The sequence below is a fragment of the Lachnospiraceae bacterium genome, assembly GCA_022794035.1.
In the GTDB taxonomy this organism is placed as follows: Bacteria; Bacillota; Clostridia; order Lachnospirales; family Bianqueaceae; genus CALWPV01.
In genome coordinates this window covers 99305-124408 of the sequence record JAAWDX010000003.1, presented here as the reverse complement: position 1 = coordinate 124408, position 25104 = coordinate 99305, and the positions used below count along the sequence as shown (strand labels likewise).

General features: G+C 49.9%; 23 protein-coding genes. 10 read left to right on the top strand and 13 right to left on the bottom strand.

The window, feature by feature from the left end:
* The first annotated feature begins 210 nt into the window (after positions 1-210).
* The 3 genes from HFE64_02260 to HFE64_02250 are packed head-to-tail and all read left to right on the top strand — an operon-like array spanning position 211 to position 3030.
* The gene (locus tag HFE64_02260; GenBank protein MCI8632292.1) at positions 211-1332 is read left to right on the top strand and encodes a helix-turn-helix transcriptional regulator; all 1122 of its coding nucleotides are present in this window, start codon (positions 211-213) and stop codon (positions 1330-1332) included.
* A complete protein-coding gene (locus HFE64_02255; protein MCI8632291.1) occupies positions 1329-2246 on the top strand; it encodes an ABC transporter ATP-binding protein in 918 nt (305 codons plus the stop codon). The genes HFE64_02260 and HFE64_02255 overlap by 4 nt, the downstream gene beginning before the upstream one ends.
* Positions 2236-3030: an ABC transporter permease gene (locus HFE64_02250; protein MCI8632290.1), complete on the top strand. Its 795-nt coding sequence runs from the start codon at positions 2236-2238 to the stop codon at positions 3028-3030. The genes HFE64_02255 and HFE64_02250 overlap by 11 nt, the downstream gene beginning before the upstream one ends.
* A 17-nt stretch (positions 3031-3047) precedes the next feature.
* Here HFE64_02250 and pyk read toward each other — a convergent pair whose 3' ends face one another.
* From pyk to HFE64_02225, 5 genes are all read right to left on the bottom strand, one after another.
* The gene (gene pyk / locus HFE64_02245; GenBank protein MCI8632289.1) at positions 3048-4460 is read right to left on the bottom strand and encodes a pyruvate kinase; all 1413 of its coding nucleotides are present in this window, start codon (positions 4458-4460) and stop codon (positions 3048-3050) included.
* 67 nt (positions 4461-4527) lie between these two features.
* A complete protein-coding gene (locus HFE64_02240) occupies positions 4528-5229 on the bottom strand; it encodes a hypothetical protein (protein ID MCI8632288.1) in 702 nt (233 codons plus the stop codon).
* Positions 5230-5243: 14 nt separating this feature from the next.
* Entirely contained in the window at positions 5244-6188 is a 945-nt protein-coding gene (locus HFE64_02235; GenBank protein MCI8632287.1) for a GTPase, read from the bottom strand.
* A gap of 18 nt (positions 6189-6206) precedes the next feature.
* Entirely contained in the window at positions 6207-7253 is a 1047-nt protein-coding gene (locus HFE64_02230) for a cobalamin biosynthesis protein CobW (protein MCI8632286.1), read from the bottom strand.
* Between the two features lie 77 nt (positions 7254-7330).
* Positions 7331-7870: a GNAT family N-acetyltransferase gene (locus tag HFE64_02225; GenBank protein ID MCI8632285.1), complete on the bottom strand. Its 540-nt coding sequence runs from the start codon at positions 7868-7870 to the stop codon at positions 7331-7333.
* Between the two features lie 381 nt (positions 7871-8251).
* Between HFE64_02225 and HFE64_02220 the strand changes: the two genes are divergently transcribed.
* The 5 genes from HFE64_02220 (at position 8252) to HFE64_02200 (ending at position 11976) form a co-directional block, all read left to right on the top strand.
* Positions 8252-8686, top strand: coding sequence for a helix-turn-helix transcriptional regulator (locus HFE64_02220; protein MCI8632284.1), 435 nt, complete (start codon positions 8252-8254; stop codon positions 8684-8686).
* Positions 8687-8793: 107 nt separating this feature from the next.
* Complete coding sequence (locus HFE64_02215) at positions 8794-9120, top strand: MerR family transcriptional regulator (protein MCI8632283.1); 327 nt, start codon at positions 8794-8796, stop codon at positions 9118-9120.
* Positions 9121-9180: 60 nt separating this feature from the next.
* Positions 9181-10212: an alpha-L-fucosidase gene (locus HFE64_02210; GenBank protein MCI8632282.1), complete on the top strand. Its 1032-nt coding sequence runs from the start codon at positions 9181-9183 to the stop codon at positions 10210-10212.
* A 13-nt stretch (positions 10213-10225) separates the two neighbouring features.
* Positions 10226-10825, top strand: coding sequence for a YdcF family protein (locus HFE64_02205; GenBank protein MCI8632281.1), 600 nt, complete (start codon positions 10226-10228; stop codon positions 10823-10825).
* 2 nt (positions 10826-10827) lie between these two features.
* Complete coding sequence (locus HFE64_02200) at positions 10828-11976, top strand: exo-alpha-sialidase (protein ID MCI8632280.1); 1149 nt, start codon at positions 10828-10830, stop codon at positions 11974-11976.
* A gap of 335 nt (positions 11977-12311) precedes the next feature.
* Here the strand turns inward: HFE64_02200 and HFE64_02195 are convergent, their stop codons facing one another.
* A complete protein-coding gene (locus HFE64_02195) occupies positions 12312-13319 on the bottom strand; it encodes an aldo/keto reductase (GenBank protein MCI8632279.1) in 1008 nt (335 codons plus the stop codon).
* 155 nt (positions 13320-13474) lie between these two features.
* Here HFE64_02195 and HFE64_02190 point away from each other — a divergent pair, with 155 nt between their 5' ends.
* The gene (locus HFE64_02190) at positions 13475-14377 is read left to right on the top strand and encodes an EamA family transporter (protein MCI8632278.1); all 903 of its coding nucleotides are present in this window, start codon (positions 13475-13477) and stop codon (positions 14375-14377) included.
* Positions 14374-15288, top strand: a complete 915-nt coding sequence (locus HFE64_02185; GenBank protein MCI8632277.1) for an N-acetyltransferase — start codon at positions 14374-14376, stop codon at positions 15286-15288. Before HFE64_02190 ends, HFE64_02185 begins: the two co-directional genes overlap by 4 nt.
* Here HFE64_02185 and HFE64_02180 read toward each other — a convergent pair.
* The 7 genes from HFE64_02180 to HFE64_02150 form a co-directional block, all read right to left on the bottom strand.
* Entirely contained in the window at positions 15225-17162 is a 1938-nt protein-coding gene (locus tag HFE64_02180) for an ABC transporter ATP-binding protein (GenBank protein MCI8632276.1), read from the bottom strand. The genes HFE64_02185 and HFE64_02180 overlap by 64 nt on opposite strands.
* On the bottom strand, positions 17107-18933 hold the full coding sequence (locus HFE64_02175) for an ABC transporter ATP-binding protein (protein ID MCI8632275.1): 1827 nt from the start codon (positions 18931-18933) through the stop codon (positions 17107-17109). Before HFE64_02175 ends, HFE64_02180 begins: the two co-directional genes overlap by 56 nt.
* Positions 18934-19178: 245 nt before the next feature.
* The gene (locus HFE64_02170) at positions 19179-21602 is read right to left on the bottom strand and encodes a hypothetical protein (GenBank protein MCI8632274.1); all 2424 of its coding nucleotides are present in this window, start codon (positions 21600-21602) and stop codon (positions 19179-19181) included.
* A 23-nt stretch (positions 21603-21625) separates the two neighbouring features.
* Positions 21626-21991, bottom strand: coding sequence for a BlaI/MecI/CopY family transcriptional regulator (locus tag HFE64_02165; GenBank protein ID MCI8632273.1), 366 nt, complete (start codon positions 21989-21991; stop codon positions 21626-21628).
* Between the two features lie 127 nt (positions 21992-22118).
* The gene (locus tag HFE64_02160; protein MCI8632272.1) at positions 22119-22844 is read right to left on the bottom strand and encodes a sensor histidine kinase; all 726 of its coding nucleotides are present in this window, start codon (positions 22842-22844) and stop codon (positions 22119-22121) included.
* On the bottom strand, positions 22841-23587 hold the full coding sequence (locus HFE64_02155) for a response regulator transcription factor (GenBank protein MCI8632271.1): 747 nt from the start codon (positions 23585-23587) through the stop codon (positions 22841-22843). The genes HFE64_02160 and HFE64_02155 overlap by 4 nt, the downstream gene beginning before the upstream one ends.
* Positions 23553-25004: a hypothetical protein gene (locus tag HFE64_02150; protein MCI8632270.1), complete on the bottom strand. Its 1452-nt coding sequence runs from the start codon at positions 25002-25004 to the stop codon at positions 23553-23555. Before HFE64_02150 ends, HFE64_02155 begins: the two co-directional genes overlap by 35 nt.
* Between the last annotated feature and the right edge of the window lie 100 nt (positions 25005-25104).

The following is a 25104-nucleotide window of genomic DNA, read 5'->3' as shown; positions in this document are numbered from 1 at the left end:
AAATTTTAACAAAAATAGCTTTATCCTATAATTTGTATATGTAATTTTCAACATACAAGATCCTGTATCCATATTCGCAAAACAAAATTTTTTACTTTGATCTATGTTTCCTTTTAAGAAACTTTTTTCCCAAAAGTTACTTTTCGCTCCCTTGTAAACCCTCACTCTTTCTTCTATAATAAAACCATCAATTTAAGGAAGTATATATCTATGGATCAAATTCAGCTCGGCCGCATAGTAGCAGAAAACCGCCGGCGCCTGCATCTAACGCAGGAAGCGCTGGCCAAGCATTTCGGCGTTTCCAAAGCCACTGTTTCCAAATGGGAAACCGGAGCCACCTATCCCGATATCGCCCTGCTCCCGCAGCTGGCCGCCTTTTTTAATATCAGCATCGATACGCTCATGGGATACAAGCCTCAGATGACAATGTCTCAGATTCGGCAGCTGCACCGCGCCTTATCCCACGCCTTTTCCTCTGAGCCTTTTCACGAAGTCATGCAGCGCTGCCGTCAGCTCATTCAGGAATACTATTCCTGTCTTCCCCTTCTCTTTCAAATCGGCAGCCTATATGTCAATCACTGCATGTTGGCAGAGGCCCCTCATCAGACGGAAACTGTCTTAGAAGAAGCCCGTACTCTTTTTCGGCGGATCAAAAACGAAAGCCCCGATGTAGAGCTCCGCGCCCAAGCCACAAAAATGGAAGCGTTCTGCGCCCTCCATCTCCGCCACCCCGAAGAAGTGCTCACGCTGCTCGAGCCTTTTGACGCACTGCACCTTCCTCCCGAGCCACTGCTCGCCGCTGCTCACCAAATGCTGGAGAATCCGCAGGCCGCCTCCATGATTTTGCAGTCCGGCATCTATCAGTCCTGCCTTGAGCTAATCGACCTGCTCACCTCCTATATGCGGCTGCATATGCAAAATGCCCGCATTTTTGAGGAAAGCTACCACAAAATTCTCTCCGTCGCCTCCGCCTTTCAGCTCGAAACACTGCAGCCAGCCTCTCTGCTGACTGTATATATCACCGCCGCACAAGGCTTTATGCAGCTGGGCTCCGTCCAAAGGGCCCTTGCCTGTCTGCAGTCCTATGCCGATCTCGCCCTTTCCGGCATCTATCCCTTCACTCTCCACGGCAACTCCTATTTTGACCTGTTAGATCAGTGGATCGAGCAAAATCTGCCGCTCGGCTCCGCCCCTCCCCGCGACGAAGCTCTCATCCGGCGCAGCATCTTCGAAGCTGTCAGCACTGCTCCTGCCTTTGCTTCACTGCAAAACGAACCGCTCTTTCAAACCATTTTATCCCGGCTACAGCCCGATAAGGAGGAATCCCTATGAACGCCATTTCCATCGAAGCCCTATCCAAAACTTATGACAGCGGCAAAAAAGCCGTCGACTCACTCACACTCTCCCTTGCTCCCGGTGAAATCTTCGGCTTTCTCGGTCCGAACGGCGCCGGGAAAACCACCACCGTCAAACTATTAAACGGCATGCTTCTCCCCACACAGGGCCGCTGCCATGTCTTCGGTCTCGATCCCCAGCAGGCTCCGGAAAAAGTCCACCGACTAGCCGGCATCGTCACCGAACACGCGCAGATGTACAACCATCTGACCGGCCTGCAGAACCTTATTTTCTATGCCTCTTTGTTCGGATGCAGCGCTGCCGAGAGCGCGGAGCGCACAAATGCTCTCTTAACCCAATTAGGGCTGTCTGATGCGAGAGATCAAAAATTATCCGCCTATTCCACCGGTATGCGCCAGCGCCTCGCTCTCGCTCGCGCCCTGATCCATGAACCGCAGATTCTGTTTCTCGACGAACCCACCTCCGGCCTCGACCCCGAAAGTGCGCAGGCCGTTCATCTGCTCATTCAGAATCTGGCCAAGGAAAAGGGCATTACCATTTTTCTCTGTACCCATCAACTGCGGTATGCGCAGGAAATCTGCACCCGATATGGACTGATGGCCGAGGGACAGCTGCTGGCCGAAGGAACTTTGGATCAACTGCGCCGCAAAGTCAATTCTGAGATCGCTGTAACCATAAAATCAACAGTAGCTCCCGTCAGGCCCTGCTGTCAGCTTGATTCTCTTACCTTTGAAACCAAGGTCAAATCAGAACAGGAAATCCCGCAGCTGGTCCGCCAAATCATCGAAAAAGACGGCTGCATCTATCATGTTTCTGCTCATCTGCCGTCTTTAGAAGATCTATATTTTGCACTTACCCCTAAAAAAGGAGAAGAATCACATGAAGACTGAAATGCTGGCCATCATCAAAAAGGATTTGAAAAGCGTTACCTTAAATAAAAGGCTCTATATTTCCCTTTTCATCGTCCCCATCCTCCTCACCCTCGTTGTTCCCACCATCTTTGTACTGGCCATTCATCTGTCTCCGGACGACTTAGGAGATCTTGAGCCGCTCCTTAAGCTGCTTCCGGCCTCTGGCCGGCCGCAGGAGCTTCCACTTACGCTGCTGCATCTGCTATTTAACTATCTTATGCCTGTTTTCTTTCTGTTGATTCCGATCATGGCCGCCTCAATCACAGCTGCCAGCTCCTTTGTCGGTGAAAAGGAAAAGCGCACGCTTGAAACGCTGCTCTATAGCCCTTTGTCATTGGAACAGATCTTCCGCAGCAAGGTAGCCGCCTCTTTTATTCTCAGTATGAGCGTCTCCCTGATCTCCTTCTTTGTCATGCTTTTGGTTTTAGAAACCGAAGCTTCTATCTTCTTTCAGAGCTTTTTGATTCCGGGCCTTCAATGGCTCGTCATCCTTCTTTTACTCTCGCCGGCCATCTCCTTAATTGCAATTACCCTCATCGTCCGTGTATCTGCCAAGGCCCATAGCATGGAGGATGCACAGCAATGGGCTATTTTCCTGATTTTTCCGCTGATCCTCCTCATCGCCGGTCAGTTTACCGGCATTCTCCTCATCAGCGCTCCTATCTTGCTGGTCATCGGCCTTTTATGCACCCTCGCCGCATATTTGCTGCTAAAAAAAGCAGCCGCGCGTTTTACCTACGAGCGGCTGCTGCAAGACAGCTGATACATGCAAAGGAGTCCTTATATATTTTCAACCTTGATCAGGTTCGTATTGCCGGATTTGCCGTTCGTCACGCCGCCGGTAATCACAATTCTATCCCCCTCGCTTAACCCTAAAACCTCTTTCGTCACCTTTTGCGCCTTATAGAAAAGCACCTCGGTAGAAGGATAGTTTTCGCACATACAGGGAACAACGCCCCATGAAAGCGCGAGCTTGCGCCATGTTTTCTCGTTAGTGGTCAGCCCTACGATGTCAACCGGCGGGCGAAAGCGCGACACCATGCGCACCGTCATGCCTGACAGACTGCACACCGTGATCCCCTTTGCGCCAATATCCATCGCCATGCCGCAGGTCGCATGCGAGATCGCATCGACCGTATTTTTTATCTTAAATTCAGAAGAAAGAAAGCGCTTTTCATAATGAATATTCTTCTCCGTGCTTTCCGCAATGCGCGCCATCGCTTTCACCGCCTGCACCGGATACTGACCGGCCGCTGTCTCCCCTGACAGCATGACAGCGCTGGTCCCGTCGTATACCGCGTTGGCAACATCCGATATCTCCGCACGCGTAGGCCGCGCATGATGGATCATAGACTCCAGCATTTCCGTGGCCGTAATCACGCGTTTTCCCAGCATACGGCATTTCATAATAATCTCCTTTTGAATGGCAGGCAGCTCCTCATAGGGGATCTCAACCCCCATATCGCCGCGCGCCACCATGATGCCGTCGCATTCCTCACAAATTGCCTCGATATGATCAACTCCGGAGCGATTTTCTATCTTAGCAATCAGATCTATGCCGGATGCCCCAATCTCCTGCAGATAATTTTTCACATCCAGAATATCCTGCCGGCAGGAAACAAAGGAACAGGCAATAAAATCAATATCATGCTCTACGCCAAACCGAATGTCGCTTTTATCCTGCTCGCTCAGATACACCTGCTTTAAGGTCTTGCCCGGAAAGCTCATGCTTTTACGGTTGGTCAGCTCGCCGCCGACCGTAACAACGCAGTTTACCTCTGTATCTGTCGTATCCGTCACCTCAAATGCCATAAGCCCATTGTTAAGCAGAATGGTATCCCCTGTTTCAAGATCCTTCGGCAGATCCTTATAATTAACGGACACCCTGCTTTCATCACCCTCTATCTCTTCTGCGGTAAACGCAAAGCGATCCCCCTCATGCAGGAGAATACCGCCGTTTTTAAAGGTTTTGATTCTGTATTCCGGCCCTTTGGTATCCAGCATAATCGCAATGGGCAGCCCCAGCTCCCCGCGCACCTTCTTTACAAGCGCGATCCGCTCCGCATGCTCCTCATGCGTGCCATGTGAAAAATTAAGCCTGGCAACATTCATGCCGGCCCGGCACATCTTTGCAAGCGTATCCGCGTCCGAGCAGGCGGGGCCCAGCGTACATACTATTTTTGTCTTTCTCATCCTGTTCACCTACATCCTTTATAACTGCCTTTTGTATTTTACGCTGTTTCTTCTCCAAACAGCCCTTTTAAATCTCCTGAATCCAATAAAAATCCTCTTCCCGTTCGCACATCGCCGGAAACGTCCTGTACTCAATCCCGTTTACGCACGAAGCTGCCCCCGGATGGTAATGTCCCTGCCATACAGCGCGCGTGCGACCGCTCTCCTCCAGAATCTGACGCACCTTTCGCGCATTCGCCAGGCAGTGATCCTGCGGCACAGATGGATCAATATTTTGATGCATCAGCACCCAGACCTCGCCCTGCAGGGCAGGCAAACACTCACGCAGCTGCTCTGCCGCCGGCAAAAAGGTATCCGTCCAATCCGTGTCCCCCGGCTCATAATGAACGCCGGTCCTGAAATAACAGGCATCTAAAAACACTAGATGCTTTGAGCCCTCTGAAATAAGGGCAGGCGCCGTTTCCAGCTGCGATACGTCCCGAAATTCTTCTGGCGTAAAGGCGAAGGCGTCATGGTTTCCCATGATGCAGACCGTTCGTATTTTGCTGCTGTGCAGCACCTGAGAAACGGCCTGCAGATTTGCAACCTCACGTGTATGATCGCTCTCCCGATCGATTAAATCTCCTAAACAAACGATCAAATCGCAGCCTGCGGCCTCAAAGGCGGCAACTGCTTTTTGAATTTTCTCTAAAGAGCGGCTGTTATAGCGCTTTCCGCAGGTGAGCGTTTGCGAGCTGTAATGCGCATCCGTAAATATTCCGATTTTCATTGCTTACTCTCTTTTCAGAAAAATGTGGCTACTTCCTGCTGCGGCGCCTGTGCCTTTTCTATTTCCAGTACCGTCAGCACCGGCCCCTTGCGGCCATACAGCTTATGAAATTTGATGTCAATTCTGCATGTAAGCTGATACCATGCGCCGTTTTCCGGCGCCTGCTCCTTGCTGCACTGCGCCAGCAGGCTGGCGAATTGAATGTCGGCCTCGCAGCAGGTCATCACCCTGCGGCCAAACGCGAAGTTATTTGGCGCTATGCGCGCATTGGTCATCGCCTGCCCCTTCAGCGCTACCGTCTTGCCCTGATATTTTTTAGGCTCCTCCGCGATATCGCGGTACCACAGCGCATAATCCTCATCGGCGATCTCGATCACCGGCGCATCGATGTCAAACGGCAGCGGATCTTCGATATCGTCATATTCGACGTCGCCGTTTTCAAATTCATAAGCAATGTTTGCACGCCGGCTTACGCCGCGAACCAGCTTGTGAAAATCCATCTTGTCCAGCTCGTCCGTAAAGCGGTTGAAAATAACGACATCACAGCTGGCAAGCTTGTCCACTACGAGCCCCCGCATGTTGGCATTGTAGCTTAGAAACGTGCCTGCGTCTGCAAACATAAATTCCTGATAGACAGCCCACTGCTCGGGCATATTCATGAACAGCGAGCCAAGCTGCCACATGCCGTTATATTCTACGATGACGCGCGTGGCCCGGTGCTTGTTCACAAGATATTGGAGCACCTTGGGCGTTAAATCGGACTCATTTTCCATGGTCTCGATGAAAATGTTTTCCATATAAGGAAGCGCCGGATCCAGCTCCTCCTCCCCCTCCTCGCAAAGAAGCAAAAGCGTGCGCTCGCCCTCATTGAAGCGGGGATCTTCTAATGTCCCGCGAATGAATCTGGTTTTGCCGGCCTCTAAAAAACCAATAAAAAGATATACCGGAATCTCCTGCATATGATCCTCCTGTGTGCTTTATGCAAATAGCTTCTGAATGGCCTGCTCGTTTAGCTCTGAGCCGATGACGCACAGCCGGCCCATCACAGCCGCGGAGCCTGTGCGCACATTGGTCTCCTCCGGCACATAGTCAAAATGAATCCAGCTTCCGTCCGCGCCGGCTACGATGCCCTTCGCCCGCAGCACAGTCCCATAAGCGGCTTCATCAGAAAACGCTGCCAGCGCTGCTTCGATCTCTTCTTTCGTAAATTTACGGGCCGTTTCCAGTCCCCAGCTGGTAAAAATCTCATCTGCATGATGGTGATGGTGGTGCTCATGATGGTCATGACAGCAGCATTCGTGCTCCTCATGGTCATGATCGTGATCATGGTGATGATGGTCGTGGCAGCAGCATTCATGCTCCTCATGGTCATGATGATGATGGTGATGGTGATGCTCTTCTGCCAGTTCCTGCAGCTCTGTCTCGAGCGTATTGGTATGCTCCATGGCTTCTAAAATCTGCCGGCCGCTCAGCTCCTCCCACGGAGCAATGATGATCTCTGCCTTCTCGTTATGCTCTCTTAAAAGCTTAAGGCAAGCATCCAGCTTATTTTGTGCCAGTCCGTCTGTGCGGCTTAAAATAATGGCATTGGCATGCTCCACCTGATCATTATAGAACTCCCCGAAATTTTTCATGTACATTTTACATTTATTCGCATCTGCTACCGTCGTAAAGCTGTTTAAGACGATATCCTCCATGTGCAGATTTTGCACTGCCCGGATCACATCGCTGAGCTTGCCCACGCCCGAGGGCTCGATCAAAATGCGGTCAGGATAATACTGCGTAATCACCTTTTTAAGTGCCTCCGCAAAGTCTCCCACTAAGCTGCAGCAAATACAGCCGGAGTTCATCTCGGTGATCTCCACGCCGGCATCCTGCAAAAAACCGCCGTCAATGGCAATATCACCAAACTCATTTTCAATCAGCACCAGCTTCTCTCCCTGATAGGCCTCTGCAATCAGTTTTTTAATCAATGTTGTTTTTCCGGCTCCTAAAAAGCCAGAAAAAATATCTATTTTGGTCATGAATGACACTTCCTTTCTTTTAATTTGCTATCGTTTTATATTTTAATGCTTTTTCTGAAGACTTGCAAGCGCTTTATTTACTTGTCAGCGAGCAGTCCGCCGCTGTTCCAGCGAAGAACCGGCTGATAGCCAAGCCTGCTGTACCAATCCGCCAGATGGGTATAATGAATCCAGGAGAGATCAAATCCATCCTGTTTTAGCGTCTGCGTGGCAAGCCGCACCATTTCAAGGCCAATGCCCCGCCTGCGAAATTCGGGCAGTGTGCCGACACAGCCCGGTCCGCCGATATGCAGGCCTTCAAACCGCCCCATATCGGTGAGGCCGCAGAAAGCAACAATCTCTTTTCCTTCAAAGGCACAATAGAACCGGTCACCTTCTCTAAAGTACTGCACCCAGTCCTCGTCCACCCGGCGAACCGCATTCTGAACCCTTGCCAGCTCTCCATGATACTCGTCAAACGTGATTCCGTTTAGATCAGAAACCGGCGTCACATCAGGAAGCTCCCCTCGCAGATCCATAACCAATTCTGTATAGACCCACTCCCTAGGCAGTGTACGAATGTTTTCTTCCTCAAAAAACCCGGGATGCAGGCTGTTAAATAGTTTTGTGTAATTCATTTTAGTCTCCTTTAGAAGATGTTCTACCTTTTTACTTCACTATCCAATATTCTTTTTCATCATTTTATCAGCATTTAACAATCGTTTTATTAATCCTGTATGGGATGATTAAAACGATTATTAATTATAAATTCTTCAAATGGCGCCGCCTTTACTCCTCTTCTTAAATACGCTTTTATCTAAGTTCTACGCTTATATATGTACTTTCCATTTTACCATATACAGAGAAGCTTTTCTACTTGTCTCATAAACAAATATTTTAACTCCTATTTGATTTTTCCCTTCCTTTCTAATTTGCGCCATTATTGTAATTCATTCAGCATCTTGTATACTAGACCTTAGAAAAGCGCTTTTACTTTTAATCAGCAGGAGGATATATAGATGATGATCCATCCCGAAAAAGTGGGAAAACAAATTCTTTTTTTGCGCAAACGCAAAAACATTACCCAAAATGAATTAGGAGAACGGCTCGGCGTCTCTTTTCAGGCCGTATGCAAATGGGAGCGAGGCGAGACCTTGCCTGACACTGCACTGCTTGCAGACCTGGCCAATGTACTGGAAACTACGATTGATCATATTCTTTTAGGCGGCGACCGGCTTTTGGATTTCAAATGCAGGGTCACGCTGCCGCAGATCCGTGAAGGAATTGAATGCTTTGTCAAATTGGGAGAACTGCTTGGAAAAGATAATCTGTTTTATATCGGCGCCATCGAGGGCGTTGACCGTAAAGATCTGTCGGATATTCAAAAGGGCTTTACCCATGCGCATTGGATTCGTATTGTAACGGAATATGCTCAAAAGCACGGCATTCGTTAAATTTAGACGAATGACTTGACAACCCTTCCCTATCATTAGATAATAAAGTCAAATTTTTTATTTATTATAGATATTTATGTTTAAGTTGCTAGGGAAAGGAAGTTCATATGCTCTATACAGTTGGGGAAATGGCCAAACGGCTGAATGTTGCCCCTTCAACGCTGCGCTATTATGATAAAAAGGGATTGCTTCCTTTTGTGCAGCGTTCTAAAGGACAGATTCGCATTTTCAGAGAAGAGGACTATCGCTGGCTGCAGCTCATTCATTATCTGAAGCAAGCAGGGCTACAGCTCAACGATATCCGAGAATTTGTTCATCTTGCCATGCAAAACACCCGCAGTGCCAATCAGCGTTTTAGTTTATTGTTTAAGCAGCTGGAAATTGTCCGCCAACAGGAACAGGAGCTCGAAGAAACAGATGAGAAATGGTTGTAGATCATCTGTTTTTTTGATATAATCACACCACATTATTTTCTAAAGAATAGGAAGATCACTATGAATATGAAAGAATGGTTTAAATCAGCTGAATATGGCATGATGGTGCACTGGGGGCTCTACTCTCTGCTCGGCGGCGAATGGCGCGGCCATTTCAGCGGCTGCTATGCCGAATGGATTCAGGCAAATCTGGCAATTCCCAATGAGGATTACGGCCGTCTGGCCGCTGCCTTTAATCCCGTTTATTTTGATGCCGAGGAATGGGTGCGGCTAGCCAAAGAATGCGGCATGAAATACTTTGTGGTCACCAGCAAGCATCATGATGGCTTTGCTATGTTCCGTTCTAAAGTAGATCGCTACAACGTCGTGGATGCCACACCTTTTGGGCGCGATGTAGTTGCGGAGATCGGAGAGGCCTGCTATAAGCATGGCCTCCGGATGGGGCTCTACTATTCTCAGGATCTGGACTGGCATGAACGACATGGCGGCGGCTATTTATCGGATCCTGCTTACGCCCAGGGCGTAACATGGGAAAACAGCTGGGACTTTCCGGATAAACAGGAAAAGAACTATGATATCTGCTTTGAAAACAAAATTTATCCTCAGGTGGAGGAGCTGCTGACTCGTTACGGCGAGCTCTGCCTGATCTGGTTCGATATGCCTATGACCCTGAAAAAGGAGCAGAGCCAGCGCCTTTTTGATGCGATCAAAAAATATCAGCCAGAATGCTTGATTAATTCCCGGCTGGGCAACGGCGCTTATGATTATGTGTCTCTGGGCGATAACGAGATCCCTGAGCAGTTGCCGGATTCGGAGGAGTTTGACGCCAATGCGATGAATGAGATCAATGGCTTCAAGCCCTCTCCCTATGGGCTCTATGAAACGGCGGCCACGATGAATCACAGCTGGGGCTACTGCGCACATGATCAGGACTGGAAGAGCGCCGAAACCATCGCGGCCAACCGCCAAAAGCTGCGCAGGCTGGGCATCAATTATCTGCTCAATGTGGGGCCTGACGGCCTGGGACGGATCCCGCTCAAAAGCCAGCAGATCCTGCGCGAGGCGGCGCGGCTTGACCAGACTATTTTATAAAATGGAGGTTTCTATGAATCATATTATTCAGGACATCAGCGATTTTATTTTTGTTTCAGATTCCCCGGAGCCAGCGGATATTATTATGGTAGCCGGCGGCTCCTATCCGGAGCCGGCGGAGACAGCGGCTCAGCTCTATCATCAGGATTATGCCCCGCTCATTTTAATCAGCGGCGGCGTGAGTATCACGACCGGCAAATTCCCCGGCCCTAAAACCAAGGCCAAGATCTATAACGGAGACTATCAGACCGAGCACGACTTCTTTCTCGATGTCCTGCTCAAAAATGACGTGCCGGAGGAAGCCATTATCGGTGAGGATCAATCCTCCTTCACGCGTGAAAATGCCATTTTTGCGCGTCAGCTGGTGGATGAAAAGCAGATTTCGGTGCGCAAGGCGCTGCTTGTCTGCAAAGCCTTTCATGCCAGACGCTGCCTCATGTCCTATCAGGCTGCGTTTCCCACCGTTGATTTTTCCGTGATCCCCGTGACCGGCTACGATATTACTAAAGAAAACTGGTATCAGTCAGAGGCTGCGATCAACCGCGTGCTGGGCGAGCTGCGCCGCATCGGCGACCAGTTTACAGTGGCTGACATCAATCAGTTTAAGCTCTGATCATGCTTAAGCCGCAAACTATCTTTGGCCCCGGCCTTGGTGGCCCTTCTAACTATTACCGGATTCCTTCTATCATCACTACCAAAAGCGGTACTCTCGTAGCCTGCGCCGACGCACGCTACTGCTCTGCTGCCGACAATCCCAACCGTATCGACAAGGTCGTGCGCCGCAGCACCGACGGCGGCGAGAGCTGGGGTGATTTCATCCTCGCGGTCTCCGAACAGGGCACGGAGCAGCTGGAATCCTCTGCGGCCATCGACCCCGTCATGGTCTATGTGGCCGCGCAAAACCGCATTTATCTTCTGTACTGCCACACACCGGCCGGCATTGGCATCCGCAACTGCGCGCAGACGATCGGCGAGGATGCCAACGGCCAGCGCCCGCCTAACGACGCGCCCACTGCCTATCTCATGATCTGCCACAGCGACGACGAGGGCCTCACCTGGTCTGCGCCCCGCTCGCTGAACCATCAGGTTAAAAAGGACTACATGAGCTTTTTGGGGCCTGGCCCCGGCATTGGGATTGTTAAGCAGCATGCGCCGCATCAGGGACGCATCCTGATCCCTGTTTATTATGGAACCCGTGTGTGGCCTCTGCAGCTTTCCTGCTGCGTGATCTACAGCGATGACGGCGGCGAAAACTGGCGCATGGGCGAGTCGCCCAATAATACACGCTTTGCAAATGGTGTGCAGCTCTGTGACCGCAGCATTACCGAAACGCAGATGCTGACCGAATCACAGCTGATCGAGCAGGCCGACGGCACGCTCAAATATTTCATGCGCAATCACGATGATAGCCGCTGCGTAGCCACCGCTTGCAGCCATGACGGCGGCGCCTCCTGGACGGACTTTCGCTTTGACCCGCAGCTGCCGCAGCCCATCTGCCAGCTTTCGGTGCTGACGCTCGCCGACGGCCGCGTTGTTTTTCTGAACCCGGCCAGCCGGGAAGAAAGGAAAGACGGCGTGCTTCGGCTATCGCTCGATGGTGGTGAAACCTTTGCGCATAGTCGCCTGTTTTGCAAGGGAGACTTTGTATATAGCTGCATGACCCAGCTCTCGGACGGGCGGATCGGCATTTTATATGAACCGACGGGCGCGGGAACGCATATTGACTTTGCAATCGTATCTGCCGAGTGGATTCAAGAAGGATAACTTCTGAATCCGCTCTTTTTATACTTTTTTGCATGCCGGTCATGATCTGAAATCTGCACCGATCAGCATGCAAGTAGCTCTTCTGCATGCCGGTCGCCTGCTCAACAGCGCTATAAACCGACATGCAATAGACTGTTTTGCAGGTTGTCCATCTGTGTAAATAAAATAGCACCGGCATGCATTTTGCTGTTTTGCATGTCGGTGATCATTAAAACTTGAATTCATACCAACATGCCAATATCATATCTGCATGTCGGTCACGTTCCAGCACTGGTCTAGAGCGACCTTCCCCTTACCTCTTTTATATCGCTTTCTCAATTTACTTACTGCGATCATCACAAAAACGTCTTATAATCCTCGTAGTTTTTCCGCAAAAGCTCCGGCGTATTCAGCCCATACGGACATTTTGACTGACACTGTCCGCAGTGCAGGCAATCCTTAATCTTAGCCATCATCGCCTGCCCCCGCTCGGTAAGCCACCCGGCCGCCGGCGAGCGGCGCAGCAGCAGCGACATCCTCGCGCAGGTATTGATCTCAATCCCGGCAGGGCAAGGCATACAATAGCCGCACCCGCGGCAAAAATCGCCGGCAAGCTCTGCTCTGTCCTTTTCGATCAGAGCCCGGATCTCCTCCGTGAGCTGCGGCTCGCTTGCCTGATACGACAAAAATTCGTCCAGTTCGCGCTCGCGCTGGATGCCCCAGATGGGCAGCGTATTTTCAAACTGCGCTAGATACGCATATGCAGCATCGGAACGCGTAATCAGTCCGCCGGACAGCGCCTTCATGCAGATGAAGCCAATATTTTTCTCCGCACAGGCCCTCACCAGTGCTTCTTCTTTTTCACTGGCCAGATAACTAAACGGAAACTGCAGCGTTTCATACAGACCGGAATCTATGGCCTCCTGCGCGACGGCCAGCCGGTGATTCGTAATGCCGATGTGACGCACCTTCCCCTGCGCCACGGCCTCCTGCATGGCCTCATACAGACCGCTTCCATCCCCGGGCTTTGGGCAAAACGCAGGATTGTGGAACTGATAAATATCCAGATAGTCTGTTTTCAGCAGCGAGAGACTTGTCTGCAGATCCTGCCAAAACCCTTCCGGCGTAGTCGCCATCGTTTTGCTGGCAATGATGATCTGCTCCCGTACATCGCTGAGCGCCAGCCCTATCTTTTCCTCACTGTCGCTGTAGGCTCTGGCCGTGTCAAAAAAGCGAATCCCATGCTCATAAGCCTTTCGCAGAATACGAGTGCTCTCCTCCTTCGACACGCGCTGCACCGGCAGCGCTCCAAAGCCATTGCGGTTTACGGTAATACCGGTTTTTCCTAATGTTACTGTTCTCATGGCTCCCTCCTATTTCCATCATTAGCTCTATGATTTCTTTCTATCATACCACTTAGACCCAGCTCCATGTCAATCCTCAATTGCATCTTCTCCGCTTTTCTTGTATAATACTATACGTTTCACTGACTTATCATCAAATCATGGAGATTTTACATATGCATACATCCCGCACACAGCTTTTGGCCCCGCTGGGTCTTTTACTCACCGCCCTCATCTGGGGCTTTGCCTTTGTGATCGTCAAAAACTCGCTCGACCTGATCCCGCCACTCTATATGCTCGCCTTTCGCTTCACCATTGCCTCCGCCGCCTTAGCGCTAGCGCTGGGGCCGCGCCTCGCCCGCATCACCAAAGCCGACCTCAAAAGCGGCGCTGTACTTGGACTTTTTCTTTTTCTCGCCTATGCCTTTCAAACCATCGGCTGCCAATATACAACGGCCGGCAAAAACGCCTTTCTGACCACAATTTATGTCATCATCGTACCATTTCTGCATTGGCTGATCAATCACAAGCGCCCGAATATGTACGCCATTATCGGCGCCATCACCGCTCTGATCGGCATTGCGCTCCTCTCCCTGCAGGGCGAAGGCAGCGCCTCAATCGGCGATCTGCTCACCCTCATCTGCGGCTTTGGCTTCGCCATCCATATGGTCTATATCGACAAATACACCGGAAAGCAGGATCCCGTGCTGCTGACCCTGCTGCAGCTTTCCTTTACTGCGCTTCTCTCCTGGCTCACCGCCCCCCTTCTGGACGGAGCCTTTCCAGCAGAAGCACTGCAGCTCAGCACCCTCACCGGCATGCTCTACCTCGGCCTTTTCAGCACGCTTCTCGGCTTTCTGCTGCAAAATGTCTGTCAGAAATACACAGCGCCCAGCACCGCTTCCCTGCTGCTGTCCTTTGAATCCGTATTCGGCGTCCTCTTCTCAGTGCTGCTTTTAAATGAACGCCTCACCTTCCGCATGGCCGCCGGCTGCACGCTCATGTTCCTCGCCGTCCTTCTCGTAGAAAACCATTTCTCATTTCTCACCAAATATTTCAAAAGGAGAAAACGCCCATGATCATTCGCCCCGAAACCCCGCAGGATTACAGTCAGATCGCCGACATCACCTATGAAGCCTTTTCCAATTGGAAACCGCGGCCCTGGCGCGGTGAACCCGGCATCGTCGATGCTCTGCGCTCCGGCCAGTTTTACGATCCCGAGCTCGCGCTCGTAGCCGAAGAAGAAGAAACCGGCCGCATTCTCGGCCATGCCCTCTTTTCCTTCCTGCCCGCCATCCTTTTAGGCGAAGAGCGTAAAGCCGCCTATCTCGCTCCGCTCACCGTGGCGCCCTCCTATCAGCATCAGGGCATAGGCAGCGCGCTGCTTAAAGAAGGCGCGCGCGTGGCGCGAAAAAAAGGGATGGCCTTCCTTCTGCTTTTAGGCCATCCGGAGTATTACAGCAAATTCGGCTATCAGCCTCATGCATTCTCGCTGCAGGGCTGCATCGCCCTCAATGAAGCCGCCCCCGATCAGAGCATCCAGGAGCGTCCTGTACGCCAGAGCGACCTGCCTTGGCTCACCCGCCGCTGGAAAGAGCTCCATATGAATGACCGGCTCGCCTTTTATCCTGGCGATCTGATTGTGCAGTGGTTCAATCATTCACCGAATCAGGTAAGAGCCAGCGTGTTTACCCGCGGCGATGAAATTCTGGGCTATGCCCGCTACACGGGTGATGTCATCAAGGATCTTGTGCCGCTTGGTCAGCACGGCGCTGCTATTTTGCGCCAGATCAGCGACAAAAAAGAGATAGCCCTGCCTCTGCTTGCCGCTTGCGCGGCGGAACTTGGCCTTACGGCCCGGGATGCGAGGGCTACCTCTCCTGCCTTTTTTATGCTGAATGTAGCGGATGACCCGCTGGTGACGCGCTATCTGCAGGAAGCAGATGCGGGCGTCATTGTATTTCCTTCGGCGCTGGATTTGGACGAGTAATACTGTGCCTGTGCTTGCCACAGGGCATAGTACGGGCCGTCTGCTTGCTTTAGCAAAGCCTCATGGCTGCCCTGCTGCACCAGCCGGCCGCCGTCGAATACGACGATTTCATCGCAGAACCGACAGCTGGAGAGCCGGTGCGAGATGTAGACGGCCGTACGATCCTGCACGATCTGGTTGAATTTTTCGTAAATCTCGGCCTCGGCAATGGGATCGAGCGCGGCCGTGGGCTCATCGAGAATGATAAAGGGTGCGTTTCTGTGCAGGGCGCGCGCCAGCGCGATCTTCTGCGCCTCACCGCCGGAGATTTCGACGCCGCTTTCGTCAAAATCCTTATACAGACAGGTTTCAAGGCCCTGCGGCATCTTTTCAAACCGCTCCTGCAAGCCTACTTTTTGGATGCAGTCCCTGACCTTGCCGCAGTCATACGCTGTGTCAGCTGCGATATTTTGGCCGAGCGACATGGGAAACAGCTTAAAATCCTGAAATACAATCGAAAAGATCGATAGATACTCCTCGTAATCATATTTGCGGATGTCGATGCCGTTAAGCAGGATCTGACCCTCGGTGGGGTCATACAAACGGCAGAGCAGCTTGATAAAGGTTGTTTTGCCGCTGCCGTTCCGGCCGACGACGGCCAGCCGCCCGCCGATCTTAAATTTGAGCGATACATTTTGCAGCGCATAGGCCTCTGTCTCCGGATAGCGGAAGCTTACGCTGCGAAATTCAATTTCATATTCCTTATCCCCGCCCTCGCAGAGAATGCGCTTCTCAACCGGAAGCGTTCCGCGCTGCATTTGGGAAGGAATGTCCATATAGGCAAAATAGCGTTTTAAATATTGATGATTGTTGGCCATCTGATGTAGAGCGCCGACCAGATTCTGAATGCTCCAGACCAGCAGCGTCATGCTGCTGGCGTATTTGGCCACAGAGCCAACAGAAATCCCTCCGGCGGCCGCCCCATAGATGACAACGCTATAGGCCAGAAGCTGCAGGAAAAGGCTCATGATCAGCTCGCTTCCCACACGATAGGGAAGCGTTTTTTTACGCATGCGGAAATTCTCTTCATTGACCTGATGCTCATATGACTCGCAGGTATGCATCGCGAGCTCCTCCATACCGTAAAGACGTGTTTCCATGCCGGTATGATAATTGGCAAAATGCTCATCCAGATAATTAAACATCCGGTTTGAATCAACGCAGTCCTCAAAGAAGCGCATCTGCAGCTTCTGCTCACGGCCTAACATATATTGATTAAGCAGGACGAGCAGGGTGAGCGCGCCAACCATCATCAGCTTCATCCAGAGCGGGATCGCTCCCATGCCGAACAGCGACAGCGTGATTCCCAGCGCCGCTGCAGCGCTGATCAGGTTGCTTACCAGCTTATCGGCTCCTGTTCTCAGATAATACAGATTGTACCCGGTCTGGCTTTCCATTCTGATCCGGTGATACAGCGCAGAGAGCTTTGCGCTTTCAATCTGCGCATAATCCATGCTCATCAGCTTATCCGAAAAGATCCGCTCTTCATTTTGATAGAGAATTCTGAGGTGGTACTCCTGCACCTTTTCCAGTGCTGAGCGCACCGTCTGCAGAAGAAAGGTGAGCCCTACCGTGAGCGCAGCATAGAGCACTAAGCGGTCTATCCGTTTTGCATCAATGAGCTCATCCAGGATGAGCGCTGACATGTACACCGATATATAAGGAATGATACCACGCAGCGCAGCGGCGGCTGTCTGCGTCATCGTATAAACTCTATCGAGCTGCCATAAAAGCCGCCAGCTTCTTTTAAACAGTGAAATATGCTCTTTGCGTGTTAGCTTATTCTCCGCCATCTGCCTGCACCTCCTCTTCATAATAGCGGCTTTGTGTTTCATACAGCTCGGCATACCGCCCGCCAAGCGTCATTAATTCCTCATGGCTTCCGCTTTCAATGATCCGTCCATCTTCCAGCAGCAGAATGCGGTCGCAGAAGCGCGTAGAGGACAAGCGATGAGAAATAAAAATCGAGGTCCGCCCCTTTGTCAGCGCATGGTACTGCTGATACATCTCGTTCTCTGCAATCGGATCCAGCGCGGCTGTGGGCTCATCTAAGATCAGCATGGGCGCCGCCTTATAAATGGCCTTTGCCAACATTAGCTTCTGACGTTCTCCGCCCGATAGATCGATGCCGTTTTGATAGATCTGACGTCCAATCGGTGTATCCATGCCCTGCGGCAGCGACTCTATCTTATGCCAGAGCCCTGCCAGCTGCAGACACTTCTGGACGCGTTTCCGATCTGTTTTATCCGGTGCCTCGGAGGATACCATTTCGGCAATGCCCGTCTGCAGCATCTGAAAGTCCTGAAATACTACGGAAAATAGCTTCATATATCCCTGTCTCGTAAACTGCTTTTGCGGGCGGCCGTCTACCAAAATTTCACCACTGGTAGGATGATAAAGGCCGCAGATGTTTTTGATCAGTGTTGTTTTGCCTGCACCGTTAAGCCCTACAATGGCAATCTTTTCTCCTGGTGCAATCTTTACCGATACATCCTCCAGCACTGGTTTTACAGCGCCGGCATAGGAAAAGCTTACGCCTCTCAGCTCAAGACTGCATGCCTCGTTAATTTCTTCGTCAAAGCTTCCCTGCCACCAGGCTTCCTCCTGCCATTCAATGACATCGCGCAGGTCGCACACCTTCAGGTTTTCTGCATGCACAGTATTCCAGGCCTGCATGATTCCTCCCACCCATGTGGCAAAGCTGCCAATGGCAGCAAAATAAAGAACAAATTCATCTGCTGTTATCTCCCCCCGCAGGGTAAGGGCAATCAAAAAATAATATGCCAGCCCATCACGCAGCAGAATGATCACCAGCTCCGCCATGCTGGCAGAAAAGCTCTTTTTTAAAAGCTTTCGGTCCCATGCAAGCCGCTGCTTGGCGAGCTGCTGAAACAGATCAGAAAACCACGTGTTTAATCCATAGATCCGCACATCCTTGGCCGTTTCAAAGGTGCGGCTTTTCCCTAAAATATAATCCATTTTGCGGTCGATCGGCGTCCAGTTCTTTCTGTTTTGATACTCATATCGCACATAGCGCTGCATGAAATAATAGTGAACACCTGCCGAGGCTGTCAGCAGGATAGCAATCCATGGGCTGACAAAAGAAATCACTGTCCCAAACAAAAGATAGCCAATGATGTTTTTGATGAAGCCCACAGCGGATTCTGCCAAATTGGTGAGTGAGCTGTAAGAACCGCTGGCCCAGAGCACCTCCTGCCCTCTGCGGTACATATCCTGAAATTTCGGAGATTCGGCCGTCATATAGGATACGCTGAGATGTTTTTTCACAAATTCACCGCGGATTTTCTCCCGAAACAGGGATTCATAGGGCCACTTTCCGGTGGCCATCGTATTGGTGATTGTTTTTAAGAGACATAGTCCCGTGATGATGCCTCCCAGCACCAGCATCATATGGCTGTATGAATGACTGCTCTGAATCTGCTGCACTGTCTGCTGCGAAAGAATAATCGTTAAAAGCTGCTCTCCCACATAGATGAGCGCCGATACCACGAGAAACAAAAATAGCGGCTTTGCATATTTCCATTCTCTTTTAAGTACCCACCACGCTGTATCAAACGCACGGTGCGAAGCCTTTTGCTCTTTCATAAAATCTCCCCCTTTCTAAAGTACTCGAGATACTTCTAGCCGCGACTAGATACATGGACGCTATCGGAGTTTGTCGAGAAGCGACAAACTCATATCGCGACTCAAGCGCTAAAATATCCGAGATACTTCTAGTCGCGATTATATACAAAAAGAGGGTCTTTTACCCTCTTTTTGCACGAATGGCACTTCTTTTGCACGAACGGTTCTCATTTTTTGGATTTTATACAATCATATTTCTTATCAATTCATGCTGCTTCACCAAGCATACTGAGCAGCAGATACATAGCCGGCTGATGCATTTTAATCCATTCCATATCATGCTGTTTCCCAACGGATATTGCAGCCTCTTTCCATGCATCGAAATATTCCTGTCCGGTTTGTGCATATAGCTTAAGCTGGGCTTCCGGCGCTATATCATCAATGGCAGCCCTCATAATATGCCCATGCAGATCCGTTTGCCCGCCCTTTAAAAACTCCGTGAAGCAGTATTTTAGGGTATACTGGCCGTAATATGTCAGTTCTCGATATTCGGCAGCGTGCTCCTCGATATAATCCCCCGGATTTGAGGACTCTGCAGGGCTGCTTCCAATTGTTTCAATGAGCGTCTCAATCACGTGATCGGTATCCAGTCCGGCAGATGCTACCGCCTGAGCGTAGCACTCCTGTGTCTGCTGAAGAATGAACTTCTGACTGTCCGTACCGTCCTTAACAATTTGGGCAGGGAACTTTTCACGGATATCCTGAGCATAGTAGCTGCCGTCTCTGGGCTTCCAATATTCCTCCAGTGTAAGAGTGCCGGACGAGTCTTCCCGAAATGTAATGGCAACAGGAACATGGCTACCGCTGACCGATTTCAGTCCGTTGTCCGTGATCCTATATTCCTCATAGAGCGCCCATCCGTAGTGAGTATACTCCGAAAAATCACTTCCGTCTACAACAATACAAGCGAGTTCTATAAAACTGATGCAGGCTACAGGAATTTCTGGATCTGCAGAAAAGTTTATTGTGCTTTCGGAACGATTATGCTCCAGAATCGCCTGACGAATCATGAGCTGTTCTTCGGAAAGCGCTGTAACGGCGGCAACCGATTCAACAGCAGTCGGCGTATCTGTCCCCTCCCTCGCATCTGCCGAAACATCACTCAGGCCTAGCATGCTATAGATATTGTTGATATAGTCTGGGTCTTTCGCCATTTCCTCCGTAATCATGTAGCTGGAAGCGGGATTCGACCATGGCATCACAAAAATATCTTTTTCGTCAATGTCGAAAGTGGATAAGATCAGCGCCATTTCTTCCGCTGTAGCGCCCTTTAATGCCATTTTTTCATCCAGCGTTTTCTCACGATTGGTTCCCTGCATCAGTCCAAAGCGATAGTCATTCCCGGCCATTTGCCAGACATAGACCTCCAGCCCCTTAAAGGTTCCGAGTTCAAAATATTCCGGATATTTCACCCACAACTCGTTTATTCTCAGTGAGTTCTCCTGCGAAATCACTTTCATACTATAAACAGTGGCAAACTGAGCCGGATAGATCTCTAGAATATAACCATCGTAGGAAATCTCCACAAGATCTCCCACCTGAGGTTCAGCAGGCAGAGACATATTCGTGATAGGAACCCGGAACCGGTCGCTCGAAGACAATTCCCAAGCCCCTTCCACTGGTGTGACCAGGAGGGAAGTATCTTCTATTTCCGTAATCCGCGCCTGAACTATGTGCTGCTCTTTTGAAAGATCCTGCTTCGGATTTGTCGCAAAGCACACGGTTACCACTGCGCAGGCAGCGATGGCCGTGGCTATAAGCCAAAACGCCGGTTTTTTGTAATTCAACACGTTTTTCACTCTTTGTTTTACGCCAACTTCCCCAAAGGCCAGCGGACAGATTGTGATCAGCCGCCGCCCGGCAGTGCACTCCAGCAGAGCTGTAGAATACTGCTTTTTCTCATTCACATCCATCTGCCGGATGACCTTTTCATCGCAGGCAAGTTCAATATCACGGCAAAGCAGCACATAGGCAAGCCAGCACAAGGGATTGAACCAGTACACCGCCAAAATCAAAAACCCGAGCGGTTTCCACCAGTGGTCGCGTCTTGCCAAATGCGCCTTTTCGTGGGCAATCACCGACTCCATGGATGCAGCGTCCATATGGGAAGGCAGATAGATTTTGGGCCGAACCAGCCCCAAGATAAACGGCGATTTTACAAAGTCACACAGAAAGATGTTTTCCTCATAGGGCATTCTCTCCGCAATATTCCGGTGTATCCGCCTATAACTGATGACAGCATACAGCAGCATCATGGCGATTCCAATGAGCCAGATCACCGATGCAATAAATGTCCAGACGTAGAGCGGATTCACGCTACCGGCAAGGTTTGGCTCAAATATTTTGCCCAAAATGGGATTAACTGCATTGTTGACCTGTGGAATGCCGCTGCTGATGGCAGGCGTTTCATATTGGATGTTATGCGCATTGAAAGTCTCAGCACTGGGAATCAGGCTGAGTGCGCTTTCAAAGGAGAAAGGAACCACCAGCCGCAGAGCGACAATGCCCCACAAAAGAACAGCAATCCACTTCGGCGCTTTCTTTAATGTGAACCGAAGCAGCACCACTGCTAAGATCAGCCAGCTTACAGCAATACTCATATTCAAAATTTTCAAAAATATATCGCTCATAGTATCCTCCATTCCGAAGCGTTTTAACGTGATTCCCCCGCCTTGTCGATTAGTTCACGAATCTCTGCAATTTCCTCGGTTGTCAGCTTCTTCTCTCTGGTAAACGCAGCAAGGAAAGCGGGGAGAGATCCCGCAAAGGTCTCATCCACATATTTCTTGCTATGCCGGGCATAAAACTCCTGCCGGGATAGAAGAGAAGTCACCACGCCGTTATGATTTTGAAACAGACCCTTGTCGCAGAGCCTGCGCAGCACCGTATGTGTCGTTGTCCGTTTCCAAGTGAGTTTTGCCGCGGCCAGCTTTATAAGTTCGGCGGATGTCACTGGCTCCCGCTCCCAAATGATATCCGCAAAACGGGCCTCCACTGCCCCTAATTGAATTTCTGCCATACATATAACCTCCGTCTACATAGTGTAGTCTTACATAGAGACTACACTATGTAGACAATTTTGTCAAGCATCTTTTCAAATTTATATAGCAATAAAAACGGCGGGAAATTCTTCCCGCCTATATAGTTCAACATTCCTCTATGACTGGCTGCGGCAGCAGCAGCTCGGTGGCAAACACGCCCTCTTCCTGCTTGCGATTGACATAGCCGCCATACTTTTCTACTGTTTGATCGATGCGTCCCAAGCCAAGGCCATGCAGCCTTCCTTGTTTACTGCTCAAAAAACGATCCTCGCCTTGTTTGGCTGTCTTCCCCATTGAATTGGATACGGATATATATAATTGCTTTTTTAATATTCCCATATACACCCGAACAAACCGTTTTTGCTCCGGCGGCTGTCTCAGGCAGGCCTCCATCGCATTATCCAGAAGATTGCCCAGAATGTTGCACAAATCAATCTCTGATATGGCCAAATTATGCGGTACAACGGCTTTAGCGCTTACCTCAATACCCTTCTTCTGAATCAATGAAAGCTTGCTGTTTAAAATAGCGTCTATCATAATATTGCCTGTCTTGATCACGGTATCCACCTGCGTCAGATCATCGTTGAGGCTCAGCAGATACTCTTTAAGCGGCTTGGCCGCCTCCGCAAATGACGTCATGTTTCCGGCTGTGCCGGCCGTTTGCTCCTGCGTTTCTAACAGCGCCAGCATGGTCTGAATGTGATTATGGTAATCGTGCCGCCAGCCGCGCATGGTTTGATAGATGTTTTGCACCTCGTCGTAATGCCGGCTGACGAGATCCTGCTGCATGGCAGCAAAGCGCCGGTCAAGCCATTTTGCAAACAGATTCATGGTTTCTCCTTTGTATAATACTCGATAAAGGCCTGATTGACTGCTGCATAGCGGCGGCGCGACAGCGGAACGCTGTTTTGCGTATCAAGCAGGATTTCCGTCTTGGTAATGCGCTCTATGCGCATGAGATTGACCAAATAAGAGCGGTGGCAGCGCACAAAATCCTTCTGCAGCCTGCTTTCAAATTGGGAGATGGAGTCGGCAGCCTCTAGGCGCAGAATTCTCCTATGACCTTCCTTTTCCTGTTCAAGCACCAGCTCGGTACCATGCGCCATCGCCTCAATATACAGAAGCTCATCCAGCGTAATGCGCACGCTCTCTCCTCGGTGCTCTACAAAGAGAACCTGAGGGCAGCGTGCAATCTGTCTGGCGGCCCGCGTGAGCACCTCTGAAAGCTTCTCGCTGCTCACTGGCTTCATTAAATAGTGAAGCGCCGCTACATCATACCCCTGCTGCATATAGTCGGCAAATCCGGTGACAAAGATGATCTGCATGGTTTTGTTCTGCGCGCGGATTTGCTTTGCCAGCATAATACCGTTCATTTCCTTCATCTCGATATCAAGCAGCAATATATCATACGCTTTATTTTCGGCATAATGAAATAAAAATGCTTCTGCGCTTGCAAAGGTCTCGATATTGATATGATGACCGCTTTGCTGCGCCCAGCTTTCAACAATTGTGCGTACATAGTTTAATTCACTAGCCTCATCATCGCAAATAGCAATCTGAATATGTGGATTCATGACTCATTCCTTCTAAAATAAGCTCCTTCTGCAAGAGTCCATAAATGGCTTCATACAGCATCTGCAGGTTATAGATATTGTCTTTTCTCATATAGGCTTCCCAAATTTCCTGCACTTTTTCCTGCGTTCGTCTATCAGTCCTGTACACATAAGCAATATGTGTAAGGTAATTGTTTAGTTCTTGCCTTAATTCATCCGAAAGTACCTGCTTTTCAATTGTCTCTATGCCGGTTTCAGTAACAACATAAAAGCTTGCAGTCCCTTCTTGCTCTACTGTTTCTAGCATTGCCAGCGATTGCTGGCAATTGATCGGAAAGGAGCTGTCGTTCATCCTATCCGGCAGCTGCCAGATGGCCCATGGCATATCCATCATCTTGCGCAGTACATCATAGGCCTTTTCTTCCTGTTTTGTGTGTTTTCCAATCATACCGCATACATTAACCTTAGCTGCGTATTGGCCGTTTCGATTTTCACTTGGCCTCCACAATACATGGATATTTTCTCCCAGCAAACTTTTTTGTGCGCTTTGCGCATATACGAGTGCTGATTGCGGTGCTATATGCGGAGCATTAAGCTTGAAATCAAAATCAGATGCTCCTCCCCAACAGATGATACAGTACATCTCCTTATTCGCCAATGGGTTCAGCGCATGATTCCATTCTAAAATTTGGGGATTTTTATTGTTTTGCTGCCAGTAATTTTGTGTTTTCAGTTCCAGCATCTCTGCAATCCGCTCAAAAAGCATTTGATTTACATAAACTTCAGTTGGCGCTACTTCTATTGCGCCGCTATCCCAAAGCCAATCATAAAAAGACTCTTTATATCCTCCGGAAAAGACAGCCCTTTCTCCTCTATCTTCCTTTAACAGCTCTTCTATCATTGCATCTAGCAGCTGCTGCACGGAATACTCTTCCGGCAGCATTTTAAATGTCATCTGCTGCCAATCAGAATCTGCCACAGTCATATAATTTGTTTCCAAACCTAGCGGAAGCGCATAAATGCGTTCGTTTATTTTACCGACAGATTCTGCCTGCGGATAATATGCCTGCGCATCATAGGTTGTATCCAAATCATATAGGGTTGTCATATCCAGAATATAACCTTCCTTGTAAAATTCCTGCAGCGAAGCATTACATCCGCTCAAAATGATATCAGGATCTCCGTTTTGTTTGACCGCGATTTCAATGCTCTGGTATGAAACCTGCCGATAAGCAACATCTGGGTAAGCTGCTTTAAAATTTTTCATCAACGACAAATCAATCCCCGCTTCTACAAATATCAGCAGCTCCTGTTCTTCTTTGGCAACTGTACTCTCCCTCTTTTCTGCGCGCATACGCTGCCTACAAGATACCGCGCCTAACGCCAGTAGCGCTGCTATCAGTAAGCTAAGCAGTCTCTTAATCCAAATTTTTCTCATTAGATTCTCCTTCATTCTATATCTATACCGTGATTATACTGAACCTTCTACTCGCTTGTCAACTTATTGAATCGCATGCTTGCAAATGAAAAGAAGGAAC